The following is a 13,567-nucleotide window of genomic DNA, read 5'->3' on the forward strand; positions in this document are numbered from 1 at the left end:
TTTAACACATAGAAGTATAGGTTTTAAAATCACGGTTTTAATTTTGAAATTTCATTCGGTGTCTTGGCAAGTTGATTTCATGTCCTTGCGGATATGGTGCACGATGCGTAGGACTGACATCTTCCTTAATTTGACGTTGTGTTTTAAATTGATCTTTTGCATCCATATAGCGCGGATCAGGAATAAAAGGCATTTTCGCCATTTTGATGATAGTGATTGTCGGGAAATGATAATCAACTTCAACATTTCCTAACAAAAGGTAACAACCGCCGCCCTGAAAAGGATATTGTGCCAGAGAATCCGGAAAATGTGCGGTATCAAAATAAGTACCTTCGTGATCGATCCAGGTTCCAAAATACATAGTTCCTTTTTTAGTAGGAACGTGTTTTCTGGAGATTAAATACGCCAGCATTCGAACCTGTTTTTTATGATGAACTACTAAATCTTTAGCCATAATATCTCCACGATATTTGGTTTGCAAGAGATCAAAAACAGTACAGGAAACTGGGAAACTTAAAAGTTCAATTTCATCAAAAGCATCTTCATATAAAGAACGTTCCAACGTAGGGAGCTTGTATTCTTTAACGGGTTCCTGCATAAGCATTAAACTTCTGTTTTCGGGTTTAAAATTGTTTAGAAGCAAACTAGCAACAACTAAAAGCTGATTTTTAGTTTTTCCTGTAAAACGAAAAGCATCTATAAAAATCAAAATTTTCATGCTTTCAATTCCAATTGGAATGCGTTGAATAAAATCTTCTAAAGAAAGATAATCACCATTTTTCTCCCTTTCCGATTCGATTAAATGAGCGGTTTTTGATTCTAAACTCTGCAAATGCATAAAACCTAAATAAATATCGGTTCCGTAAACGGTAGTTTGATATTCACTTTTATTCACACAAGGATTAAGAATCGTTCCGCCAGACATACGTGCTTCGTGTACATAAACCTCGGTTCTGTAAAATCCGCCTTGATTGTTGATTACCGCCGTCATAAACTCCACAGGATAATTAATCTTGAGATATAAACTTTGATAGCTTTCTACAGCATAAGAAGCCGAGTGTGCTTTGCAAAATGAAAATCCGGCAAAGGATTCAATCTGGCGATAAATTTCCTGACTAAGTCCTTCTGGATGCCCTTGTTGAGCGCAAGAAGCAAAGAAATTATCTTTTACTTTTTGCAAAGCGTCTAATGACCTTCCTTTCCCGGACATGGCGCGACGCAGAATATCTCCGTCAGCAGCGGCAAGTCCTCCGTAATGTTGGGCGATTTTAATAACATCCTCCTGATACACCATAATGCCGTAAGTTTCTCCAAGATGTTCTTTGAAAACATCATGAAAATATTGAAACTGTTCCGGATTGTTATGGCGAAAAATATACTCTTTCATCATTCCGGATTGTGCAACTCCCGGGCGAATAATTGACGAAGCCGCAACCAGAATTTTATAATTATCACAATTGAGTCGGCGTAATAATCCGCGCATGGCAGGACTTTCGATATAAAAACAACCAATAGTTTGGCCTTGCGCCAAATAAATATTACATATGGCTTCATCTTTAGAAATCGAAGTGTTACGAATGTCGACTTTAATACCTCGATTTTTCTCAATCAATTTTACGCTATCATCAATATGACCAATCCCACGCTGGCTTAGAATATCGAATTTGTCAAAACCAATTTCTTCAGCAATATGCATATCAAAAAGTACAATAGGAAATCCTTTTGGAGGCACTTCAAGTGGTGTATAATTGGTAATGGGTTCTTCAGAAATGATAATTCCGCAAGCATGCATACTACGCTGATTGGGATATTTATTCATCATAATACTGTATTCCTGTACCAGTTTTACGATAGAATTAGTTTCGTGTAATGCCATCGGATTTTTGGCAAGCATGTCCAATTCTTCTTTCGGAAGACCAAAAACTTTTCCGACTTCCCTAAAAATAGATCGATGCTTGAACTCGACATTAGTTCCACAAAAAGCAACATGGTCACGACCATATTTATTAAAGATATATTCTAAAATGGTATTGCGTTCTTTCCAACTCCAATCGATATCAAAATCGGGAGGGCTTTTTCGATTTAAATTCAAAAAACGTTCAAAATATAAATCCAGTTCTATCGGACAGATATCAGTGATACCCAAACAATACGCAATAATGCTATTGGCGCCGCTGCCTCGGCCAATGTGCATGAATCCCTGACTATTACTATATTGAATAATGTCCCAGGTGATTAAAAAATAACCGCTGAATTGTAATTCATCAATTACTTTAAGTTCTTTTTCGATACGTGCTTTTGCTTCTTTATGATCTTTGCCGTAGCGCCATAATAACCCTTCATAGGCTAATTCAGTTAGTAATGCGATATCACCTTCACGATTTTTAGTAAAATGTTTCTTGTTTCTTTTTGGAGTAAAATCATATTCAAAATTACAAGAATCGATTATTTGCTGAGTATTGGTTATAATTTCAGGATATTTTTCATAAAAAGGCAAGAGCGATTCCAGAGGCAACATTTTTTCAGAAGTTCTGCAATAATCAGCTTCTGTCAATTTTGATAAAATAATATTAGTATCAATGGCACGAAGAATTTTATGCAGATTAAATTCTCTTTTATTGCTAAAAGTTACCGGTTGAAACACAACCATTTTATCTATCTTATTATTATGTCCCGAAGTAAAAAGCTTAGAAATTTCATCTGATCGGATTCCGATAAATTCATTTTCACGAAGGGTTTTCGGAGCATTTTCTAAAGTATAAATAATAAAAACCGACTTGAATTCAGGAGCAATCAACGGCAAAGTTTCTCCGCTGAAATTATGATCTGTTAAAAACCGATTCATTTCACCAAGTCCATCTGCATTTTTGGCTAAGCCAATATACCGGAATTGATGATTGCAGCGAAATTCTATTCCCACAAGAGGTTTTATGCCTTTGGATTTGCAATCTCTTATAAAATCATAAATTCCGGTAACGGTATTAATATCTGTAAGTGCCACAGCTTTTACACCACACGAAACAGCCTGCTCAACGAGTTTATCGAGAGAAATTGTGCCATAGCGCAGCGAGTGAAAAGAATGACAATTGAGATACATGATTTTATTTAATACGTTTTAAAATTTCATCTTTATTATTTGGTTTAAAATGAGCTCCGGCGCAACGCATAACAGCGTCAAAACCGTAACGGCTTTTCATTTTATCCATTGCGGCATAAAGGGATAACATTTCCTGAGTATCTTCAAAAAGATCAATTTGATACGTACCACGAACCAGTCCGCTAAAGCGAATACCAATTAAACGCAATCGCATACGACGCTGGTAAACTTTATCAAATAATTCCATTACATTTTTGGTCAGAATATGATCTGCCGAGGTATAAGCGATTTTGCATTGTTTGGTTTCGGTATCAAAATTGGCGTAACGTATTTTGACCGTAATTGTTGAAGTTAGCCATTGCTCAGACCGAAGTTGGAAAGCCAGTTTTTCGACCATTCCAACAAGCTTTCTTTTGAGTTTTTCAATATCAATTGTATCTTGAGAAAAAGTAGTTTCGGTAGAAATAGATTTCCTTTCGGTATAAGGTTCAACAGGCGTGTTATCGATTCCGTTAGCTTTTTTCCAGATATCCAAGCCGTTTTTACCAATCATGCGTTGCAATACTTCAGCAGGCATTTCAGATAAAGTTTGTATGGTTCGAATGCCTATTCTAGATAATAGCTGAAAAGTTACATTTCCAACCATTGGTATTTTTTGAATCGATAACGGGTTTAAAAAAGCCTGTACATCATTTTCGGGAATTTCTAAATTTCCTCTTGGTTTTCCTTCGCCAGTAGCGATTTTAGAAACGGTTTTATTGATGGATAAGGAAAAACTAATAGGAAGTCCGGTTTCTTTAATGACTGACTTTGCCAATTCATCAGTCCATTTGTAACTTCCGTGAAAACGGTCCATTCCGGTAATGTCAAGATAGAATTCGTCAATGCTGGCTTTCTCCATAATTGGCGCTTTTTCCTGAATAACCTGTGTTACATCATGTGATAATTGAGAGTATAATTCCATATCACCTTTGATAATTTTGGCTTGCGGACAAAGTTTCATCGCCATGTGAATAGGCATCGCAGAACGGACTCCAAAATAGCGGGCTTCGTACGAACAAGAGGCCACAACGCCACGATCACCACCTCCAATAATCAACGGAATTCCGTTTAATTCTGAGTTAGTTAACCTTTCGCAGGATACAAAAAAAGTATCCAAATCCATGTGTACAATTGCCCTTGCCATTTCCTTGTTTTGTATGAAACAAAATTAGTACAGATAATAACATTTTTTTGTATATTTGTTGTTCTAAATTATAACAAATTAAATTATGTCCTTATTTTCAGATAATATCAGAGCATTGAGGGTTAAGCATAAAATATCGCAGGAGAAATTAGCTGAAAACCTTAGAATTACCCGAGGAAGATATGTTAAATACGAAGACGGAACTTCAGAAGCACCATATGATATCTTAAAGCAAATTGCTTTATACTTTCATATGAGCATTGATTTATTATTGTCTGTCGATATACGAAAGATAAACATAGAAAACTTGATAAAATTAGAAGGCAACCGACTTATTTTACCGATACAAGTAGATAGTTTTGGGGAGAATTACATCGAAATTGTATCCCAAAAAGCAAAAGCAGGTTACCTAAACGGTTATGCCGATCCGGAATATATTGAAAGTCTGCAACAAGTTTCTCTTCCGTTTTTAGGACCTGGTAAACACCGCGGATTTCCGGTAGAAGGTGATTCGATGCCACCACACGAAGACGGATCCATTATTATTGGTCGTTATGTAGAAAGACTGGGAGAGGTGATGGATGGTAAGACCTATATATTGATTACCAAAAATGAAGGAATGGTTTATAAACGTTTGAATAAGAATAAAAAGAATGCCTTGGTTTTAGAATCAGACAATCGTTTTTACCCGAATTATGAAGTGAAAGCATCTGATATTCTTGAAATCTGGGAATACGAATGCAGCATTGGACGTAGTGATAAACGTCACGAAGCAACCGAATCACAAAGCATGAAAGACTTACTTTTGGAGGTAAAAAGAGAAGTAATGGAGATTAAGAATAATACTTCGAATACGTAGAAGTTTTTGCCACTCCCGATAGCTATCGGGATGCACCGATTTGAAGGATTATTTTTTTCGCCACGAATTCACGAATTATTTTAAATCAAAATTCGTGAATTCGTGGCGAAAAAAAACTAAAAAACCTTCACAAAACCCAACCCATATTGCTGCCCGTTATAAAAAGGCATTACCATAGAAGTTGATTTGTTTTCAGAAGACGATTTAAAAAGTTTTTTGGTGATATATGGATTCATCCAATACGCCAGTTTAGTACTCAAAATACCAATTCCGGCTCCGGCAGCAACATCTGTTAACCAATGACGATTGTTGTAAATTCTAAAAAGCCCGGTTCCTGTTGCTACGGCATAACCGGCAATTCCGTACCAAATGGATTTGTCTTTGTACTCCTGCCATAAAAATTCGGCTCCGGCAAAAGCAGTGGCTGTGTGCCCGGAAGGAAATGAATTGTTAGAACTTCCATCAGGACGTTCTTCATGTACGAGTGATTTTAAACCTAAAACAGTCGAAGCCATAATAACATACGAAGTCACAAAAATTACAGAACGATCACGCATGTTATTTTTGCCTTTTACACCAAAAGCATTCAAAGCATAAACGGATGCTGCAGGTGCATATTGAGAGAAATCATCAATAGTGATTTTTTTGTCAATATCTTCGGTAACTTCATCTTTGATTTGATGGTTGAAACTTAAGAGTTGATCATTTCCAATACCAATTACACCATATCCAATTAATACACCCGGAATAATTAATTGTTTGTAATTAAATTTCAGGTTATGTGAAGTACTGTCAATTTTTGTTATGGAGTCGTTTTGTTGTGCATTAGCACTCAAAAAAACAAATAAAAACATCAGAGAAATCGCTTTGTAAAACATCTTTCGTTATTGTTATAAGTTGCAATAATAACGTATGTTCAAATCAACTATTTTAGGCTTAATCTAACCTTAAGCGAATATTAATTTCTTGGCTTTAAATGAGATAGTTCGATTAAGATTGGCTAAATATTATATCATTTTTTAATCCGTTGAAAATATAAATGTATAACATTTTATGCTTTTTGCTGAACTGGATTAATACCGAAGCTTCGGGACAGCCCTACAAAATTGGCTGAGCCGATGGCTCTTTTTTATACTTTCAACGAAAACCAAAACGTACTTCCCAGCCCTAAATTACTTTCTACACCAACGTTTCCGTTTTGAGCTTCAATAAATTCCTTGCTGATTGCTAATCCTAATCCGGTTCCGGATTTTTGACTTCCAGGAACCTGAAAATATTTATCAAAAACTTTGTCTTTATATCTTGCGTCAATTCCTTTTCCGGTGTCGATAACCTGAAATATGATCTGACTGTTTTCCTTCTTTAATTGAATGACAATTGTACTTTTTTCAGAAGAATATCGGATTGCATTCGACAAATAATTAATCAAAACCCAGCCTGTTTTTTCACTGTCCGCTTTTACATCTTGAAGGTTTTCATTGGCATCAATTACTAATTTTATTTGCTTTTGTTCTGCCTGAACTTTTACTGCTTCAACAGCATAGTTTACAATGTTATACGGATTGCTTTTTTCAATATTCAGCTGAATATTTCCAGTTTCGAGTTGCGATAAATTCAGTAGTTCACCAGTGATTTTCAATAACCTCTGACTATCATCTTTTATACTTTCAACCAATTGTTTCTGGTCGTCATTCATGTCACCAGTTTTGTTGTTTTGAAGCAATTGGAGACTCAGTTTTATAGAAGCAATTGGTGTTTTTAATTCGTGCGAAACGGTGGCAATAAAATTAGTTTTCGCAAAATCAAGTTCCTTAAAAAGAGTAATATTTCGAAGAATAATCACATCGCCAATATTGATTTCTTTTTCTTCGCCAGTTGGAATTATGGTAATATTTAGGATTTCTTTCTCGAAATAACTTTCTTTTCCATGAGCATAAATTTTAAGAGGCTGTTTTTTAGAAGAATCAGTATTGTCTTTTAAAATTAAAGAGCGTATTAAATCATTGGATAATGCCAAATCTGAAGCTGATTTTCCGATAACATCCTCAGATTTCATTCCAATAATTTTCAAGGCTTCGTCGTTCACAAACAAAATAATTCCTTCATTATCCAGTCCAATAATAGGATCGTTCATATTATTGATAAGCGTCTCGAGTCGTTTTTTCTCAAAGAATAATTTATACAAATTACTGTTATTATATTCCTGTAGTTTTTGTGCCATTGTATTAAACGATTTTGCCAAATCGCCATATTCATTGTGATTGGTAAAATGCACACGCTCTGAATAATTTTTATTAGCAATTTCTTTAATACTCTGAGTTAGTTCCTTAATTGGATTGGCGATATTATTCGGTAAATTAACCAATAAGTTAAAAGCAATCAAAAAACACAAACTTCCCACAATAGCAATCCATAAATTGGCATTTTCGGCGGTATGTTTTGCAATATCGCTTTTCTGTTTTATGGCATCGAGATTGAGTTTCATAATTGCGAAAATATCTTGCCTGATTTGTGTTTTTACAGTTTCATTTGTGCTGTTTTTTTGCAGAAGCAAAAAATCTTGTTCAAGTTTAGCTGTTGCTTCTTTTTCACCGGGCTCAGTAACATTCTGAGTTTGTTTTTCAAGATATTCTTTAAAAGTAAGGATCTTATTATCGGTATTCATTTTAATTTCATCCAAAGACAAAATCATATTACGGGAATATTCAAGCGTATTATAATTTGCTTTCAGAATATTTTCAGTGTCTGCTTTTATCAAAAAAACAGAATATCCACTCACTAGCGAAAGTATGATAATCATTAAAAATAATAATCCAACTCCCAGATTCAATTTAGTTTTAATTCTCATGACGTTTGTTTTAAAAACAAGTTTTTTTATATATGAACCATTAAGTTATTAAATTTCATAAAGCCAAAGCTTAATCTTTCTTAATTTCTTAATGGTAAAAAAAATTACGACAAAATAACAAGGTCTACATTCGATAAAGACAAGCTATTTAATAAGCGTCTGAAAATCGTTGTAGACAAAATTACTTTAAATAAATTCAAATGTGGTTTCCCAATGCAGACAGTTGTAATATGTTTTTCTTCAACGGCTATTAAAATAGCATCTGCAATATTTTTATTTTCTATTTTAATCACTTCTGCTCCTAATTGTACAGCCAGTTTAAAATTATTAATCAAATGACGTTGTTTGTCCAATGCAATTTTTGTGCTGCTTTCTCTGGGTGTTTCCACATACAAAACATACCACGATCCATTGTAATAACTTGCCAAACGTGCTGCTTTTCTAATTACAATTTTAGCCGTTTTATCATTACTGCTAATGCAAGCCAAAAGTTTTTCGTGACGTAAAGCATGAAGTTGAGGTACCTCATTTTCAACTTTTCGAACGACTTGACTTGCCACTTCTTTCAAAGCCAATTCACGTAATTGTAGAATTTGATCCGATTTAAAAAAGTTCGTCAAAGCTGTTTGAATTTTATCAGCCGTATAAATTTTTCCTTCCTTCAAACGTGCAATCAAATCTTCAGAAGTCAAATCGATATTCACGACTTCATCTGCCAATCGCAAAACATTGTCCGGAATTCGTTCCTGAACGTCAATATTGGTAATACGTTTTACATCTTCATTAAGACTCTCAATATGCTGAATATTCACTGCCGAAATCACATTGATTCCCGCTTCCAGAATCTCAAGAACATCTTGCCAGCGTTTCTCATTTTTGCTTCCTTCAACATTCGTGTGTGCCAGTTCATCAACAATTACCACTTCAGGTCTAAGGTTGATAATCGCTTGTACATCGAGTTCTTCGAGCTCTTTCCCTTTATAGAAAATGGTTCGCCGCGGAATTACGGGCAAACCAGATAAAAGTTCATGCGTTTCCTTGCGCATGTGTGTTTCGATGTAACCAATTTTCACGTCAATTCCGTTTTTCAACAGCGAATGCGCTTCTTGCAGCATACGATAAGTTTTGCCCACACCGGCGCTCATCCCAATATAGACTTTAAACTTTCCTTTTCGTGATTTCTGAATTAAATCGAGAAAGTGCTGTGCATTATTTTCTTTTTCCTGTTTCATAATATTTGCCACGAAGGCACTAAGACACAAAGTTTTTTATTTTTATTTAACCATTAAGACATTAAGTTAATAAAGACAAAGCTTAACTTTCTTAATATCTTAATGGTAAAAAAATAATTTTTAATGTTTAAAAACTAATCGCCAGCGAAGTTGTTACAAACGTATTTGTATTCGTTGGAAGATTGTCTTTTGTAAATATTTCATCTTTACTCGAAAGATTTCTTGCTTCTAATCTAAACATTACATTATCAGTAACTAAGTAATCAAAGTTAGCTGAAAATCCGTAAGTTTTAAAACCATTTGGAGTTTCCGTTGCGATAATAACACCTTTTTCATCACTATAATATTCGCCACGAGCTGCAAGCTGAATTTTATCAGTTGGTTTGTATTGCACGATCAAAACTGGCGAAAACCAAGTGTCGTATTTATTACTGTTTTTAGCCGCTTGTTGGGATCCAACATCAAAACCAGCCGTAACATTTGTTTTATCCGTTACTTTAAATTGTCCGTAAAAGTTATTAAAATAACGCCATTTTTTGTCGATATCTGGTTGTTCATTTCCAACATAAGTACTCCAATTCAAAACCACTCTGTCTGATGGTTTATAAGTAACTTGTGTTCCAAAAGCAGGCGTTTGATTGCCTTTTACTTTCTCAATACGTTGCCAGCCATTTAGATACATTCCTGCCAAATACCATTTTCCGGACTCAGAGGTGTAACCAATTTTTACTCCCGTTTCATAATACGGAGAGTTTTCAGCGAGAATACTTCTTGTTAAAGTGGGACAATCTTTTCCAATTGCACTTTCAAAACCTATGTGCGCCGGCATAATTCCTGCATCAATCCATAAATTATGGCTTTGCGAAATCTTCACACCCACATTTGCCTCGTATACATTCTTCAATAAACCTTGTTCCGCAGCCATATTATATTCGGCATAAGTTCCCGCCATCAAGGCAAAATTTCCACGAATATTATCTTTAGAGTAATTCACTTTTGCCAATCCTAAATTTAGGTTCACTTCGTTGCTTTTGTTATAGTTATAAAAAAAGCTTGGGCGAGTATGATTATCCGGTTTCCCGAAATCATAACTATAATAAACGTCTACATATCCTGAAAACGTAAGCGGACTTTTTGATTCTTCCTGTGCATGTAAATTGCTAAAACCAAATGCGATTAAAGCGGTAAGTATAATTTTTTTCATTTTTTTAATGTGGTATTTTTAAGTAGGTCTTACATCCAGTTTGTTATTTCGACGAAGGAGAAATCTCCGTACAGAAATACACAATCTGAACAAGTTTTTTTGGAGCTATTTCCCGCTATCCGTTTCAATCTTTTACTTTTTAAAGAAAAAAGTAAAAGGATTTCCACTACTATCGGGGCTAGGGCATTTTGGAAAAAAAAGGGCATTTATTATCCTAACAGGTTTCCAAAACCTGTTAGGTATTAGTTGTACGTTTTAGTTTTTCCCTAAGAGTTTGTCATTTCGACGCAAGGAGAAATCACACTAGAAATTCCATACAGTATGTCGTCAAACTTTGTCGAGTTACGAGTGCGATTTCCCCTCCGTCGAAATGATAAAACAGGCAAAAATCTTTGTCAAACCCAACAGGTTTTTAAAATCTGTCGGGTTTAAAAACGTACTACTTCAATCCATCAAGCGCCACATTCAATTCCAACACATTAACCGTTGGAGTTCCCATAACTTTTGGCGTATTGATATTTGCTTCAACCAAAGCTTTTACTTTATCTTCAGCTAATTTTCTTTCTTTGGCAACACGTTTTACCTGAATCAAAGCACCTTCCGGAGAAATATTAGGATCTAAACCACTACCGGAAGCCGTAACCATATCTGCCGGAATTTCAGATTTTTTCAAGTAAGGATGAACAACTAAAAACGTATCGATTCTTTTTTGAACCAAAGCCAAATATTCAGCATTGCTTGGTCCTTTATTGCTTCCCGCACTTCCGGCAGCATTATAATCTACAGCCGAAGGTCTTCCCCAGAAATAATTCGACTTATCGAATTTCTGACCGATTTTTTGATAACCAACCACTTTTCCGTTAACCGAAATAGTTTCTCCTTTTCCTTGATTAGGAGCAAACTGAGCAATTCCATAAATTGCAAGAGGGTAAATAACTGCAAACAGAATTACGGTAAGCAGTGTCAATTTTAATAGTGAAAATATAGTTTTCATTGTTTTTTGAGTTTCTAAGTTGCTGAGTTACTAAGTGGCTAAGACTAAGAAAAAAACTTAGTCCCGAAGTTTCGGGATAGCGACTTAGAACCTCAGAAGCTTAATATTTACATAAATAAGGTAACCAGTAAATCAATTAATTTAATTCCGATAAAAGGGACAATCAATCCGCCTAAACCATAAATCAACAGGTTTCTTTTAAGGATTGCACTAGCTCCGATTGGTTTATAATCAACACCTCTCAGCGCAAGCGGAATCAGGATAGGAATGATAATAGCGTTGAAAATTACTGCTGATAAAATAGCACTTTCAGGGCTATGCAAACGCATGATATTCAATCCTTCAAGCGCAGGAATCGCAGTAATAAAAAGAGCAGGAACAATAGCAAAATATTTCGCAACGTCATTTGCAATAGAAAAAGTAGTTAAAGTTCCGCGAGTCATTAAAAGCTGTTTACCAATTTCGATAATCTCAATTAATTTCGTTGGATCATTGTCAAGATCGACCATGTTTCCGGCTTCTTTAGCAGCTTGAGTTCCGCTGTTCATGGCAACACCCACATTTGCTTGAGCTAGGGCAGGAGCATCATTCGTTCCGTCACCCATCATAGCAACAAGTTTACCAAGGTTTTGCTCGTTTTTGATGTAATTCATTTTGTCCTCAGGTTTTGCTTCGGCAATAAAATCATCAACACCGGCAGCTTCGGCAATAAACTTAGCTGTTAGAGGGTTATCTCCTGTAACCATCACCGTTTTTACACCCATTTTTCTCAAACGGTCAAAACGTTCTTTCATTCCTGTTTTAATGATATCCTGTAATTCGATAACACCTTGAACCTGATTGTTTTTAATAACCACTAATGGCGTTCCTCCTTTAGACGAAATATCAATTACTTTTTGGGCAATATCTTCAGGGAAAGAGTTTCCGGCTTGAAGTGCAATATTTTTTGCAGCATCCTGAGCCCCTTTTCTAATATTGGTTCCGTCTTTTAAAATAACTCCGGAAGTTCTGGTTTCTGCGGTAAATTTTATTAAAGTAGCACCTTCAATTGATAATTTATTGGCAGTTTCGGCTCCAGCCAATTCCACGATACTTTTCCCTTCCGGAGTATCATCTGCTAATGAACTCAATACAGCAGATTTTATAAAATCTTCTTCAGAAACTCCTTTTGCAGGGTAGAAATTTGTTGCTTTTCGGTTTCCAATTGTGATTGTTCCAGTTTTATCCAAAAGCAATACATCAATATCTCCGGCAGTTTCTACTGCTTTTCCGGATTTTGTAATTACGTTGGCACGCAACGCTCTGTCCATTCCTGCAATACCAATTGCTGAAAGTAAACCTCCAATTGTAGTTGGAATCAAACAAACAAATAATGAGATAAAAGCCGCGATCGTGATGGGTGCATTTGCATAGTCGGCAAACGGTTTTAGCGTAACGCACACAATCACGAAGATTAAAGTAAACGCGGCTAATAAAATAGTCAAGGCAATTTCGTTTGGTGTTTTCTGACGGCTTGCACCTTCAACCAAAGCAATCATTTTATCCAAGAAACTTTCGCCAGGCTCAGAAGTTACAATTACTTTAATTTTGTCAGATAGCACTTTTGTTCCTCCGGTTACAGATGATTTATCACCTCCGGCTTCCCGAATTACAGGAGCACTTTCTCCAGTAATCGCACTTTCGTCAATAGTGGCTAAACCTTCGATAATTTCACCATCTGTTGCAATTAGATCTCCTGATTCACAAACGAAAATATCTCCTTTCTTCAATTCAGATGAACTGATGTTTTTGATTTCTCCGTTAGGTAAAATTTGTCTTGCCGGAGTTTCTTCACGTGTTTTTCTTAAACTATCCGCTTGAGCTTTCCCTCTTGCTTCGGCGATTGCTTCGGCAAAATTGGCAAACAAAAGTGTTGCAAGTAAAATTAGAAATACAATTAAATTATAGATAAAACTGCCTTGATCACTTGCTCCCATTAAAATGGAAATACAAACGGCAAACATAATGGCAGTTCCTATTTCTACGGTAAACATTACCGGATTTTTGATCATCATTTTTGGATTAAGCTTCACAAAAGATTGCACTAAAGCTTCTTTTACCTGTTTGCTTTCAAATAATGAATTGGATTTATTATTAGTCATTTTCTT

General features: G+C 35.4%; 9 protein-coding genes. 1 reads left to right on the forward strand and 8 read right to left on the reverse strand.

Translation table 11 applies throughout. The features are described 5' to 3' along the window. Positions 1 to 37: 37 nt before the first annotated feature. Together CHB81_RS12085 and dinB are read right to left on the reverse strand one after the other, a co-directional pair. Positions 38 to 3,097: a DNA polymerase III subunit alpha gene (locus CHB81_RS12085; protein ID WP_089352121.1), complete on the reverse strand. Its 3,060-nt coding sequence runs from the start codon at positions 3,095 to 3,097 to the stop codon at positions 38 to 40. A 4-nt stretch (positions 3,098 to 3,101) separates the two neighbouring features. Beyond that, on the reverse strand, positions 3,102 to 4,283 hold the full coding sequence (gene dinB, locus CHB81_RS12090; protein WP_089352122.1) for a DNA polymerase IV: 1,182 nt from the start codon (positions 4,281 to 4,283) through the stop codon (positions 3,102 to 3,104). Between the two features lie 85 nt (positions 4,284 to 4,368). Between dinB and CHB81_RS12095 the strand changes: the two genes are divergently transcribed. Beyond that, positions 4,369 to 5,142 (forward strand): LexA family transcriptional regulator, encoded by a 774-nt coding sequence (locus CHB81_RS12095; RefSeq protein WP_089352123.1) that lies wholly within the window; start codon positions 4,369 to 4,371, stop codon positions 5,140 to 5,142. Positions 5,143 to 5,258: 116 nt separating this feature from the next. On the opposite strand, the gene CHB81_RS12100 is transcribed toward CHB81_RS12095, so the two are convergent. The 6 genes from CHB81_RS12100 to kdpB form a co-directional block, all read right to left on the reverse strand. Next, positions 5,259 to 6,020, reverse strand: a complete 762-nt coding sequence (locus CHB81_RS12100) for a phosphatase PAP2 family protein (protein WP_089352124.1) — start codon at positions 6,018 to 6,020, stop codon at positions 5,259 to 5,261. A gap of 251 nt (positions 6,021 to 6,271) precedes the next feature. Further along, positions 6,272 to 7,990 (reverse strand): ATP-binding protein, encoded by a 1,719-nt coding sequence (locus CHB81_RS12105; RefSeq protein ID WP_089352125.1) that lies wholly within the window; start codon positions 7,988 to 7,990, stop codon positions 6,272 to 6,274. Between the two features lie 104 nt (positions 7,991 to 8,094). Beyond that, the gene (locus CHB81_RS12110) at positions 8,095 to 9,222 is read right to left on the reverse strand and encodes a histidine kinase (RefSeq protein ID WP_089352126.1); all 1,128 of its coding nucleotides are present in this window, start codon (positions 9,220 to 9,222) and stop codon (positions 8,095 to 8,097) included. A 127-nt stretch (positions 9,223 to 9,349) separates the two neighbouring features. Further along, the gene (locus CHB81_RS12115) at positions 9,350 to 10,426 is read right to left on the reverse strand and encodes a porin (protein WP_089352127.1); all 1,077 of its coding nucleotides are present in this window, start codon (positions 10,424 to 10,426) and stop codon (positions 9,350 to 9,352) included. 439 nt (positions 10,427 to 10,865) lie between these two features. Beyond that, the gene (locus CHB81_RS12120) at positions 10,866 to 11,420 is read right to left on the reverse strand and encodes a K(+)-transporting ATPase subunit C (protein WP_089352128.1); all 555 of its coding nucleotides are present in this window, start codon (positions 11,418 to 11,420) and stop codon (positions 10,866 to 10,868) included. 107 nt (positions 11,421 to 11,527) lie between these two features. Next, positions 11,528 to 13,561 (reverse strand): potassium-transporting ATPase subunit KdpB, encoded by a 2,034-nt coding sequence (gene kdpB / locus CHB81_RS12125; protein WP_089352129.1) that lies wholly within the window; start codon positions 13,559 to 13,561, stop codon positions 11,528 to 11,530. Positions 13,562 to 13,567 lie beyond the last annotated feature (6 nt).

This window comes from Flavobacterium sp. ov086 (genome assembly GCF_900187965.1).
Lineage (GTDB): Bacteria > Bacteroidota > Bacteroidia > Flavobacteriales > Flavobacteriaceae > Flavobacterium.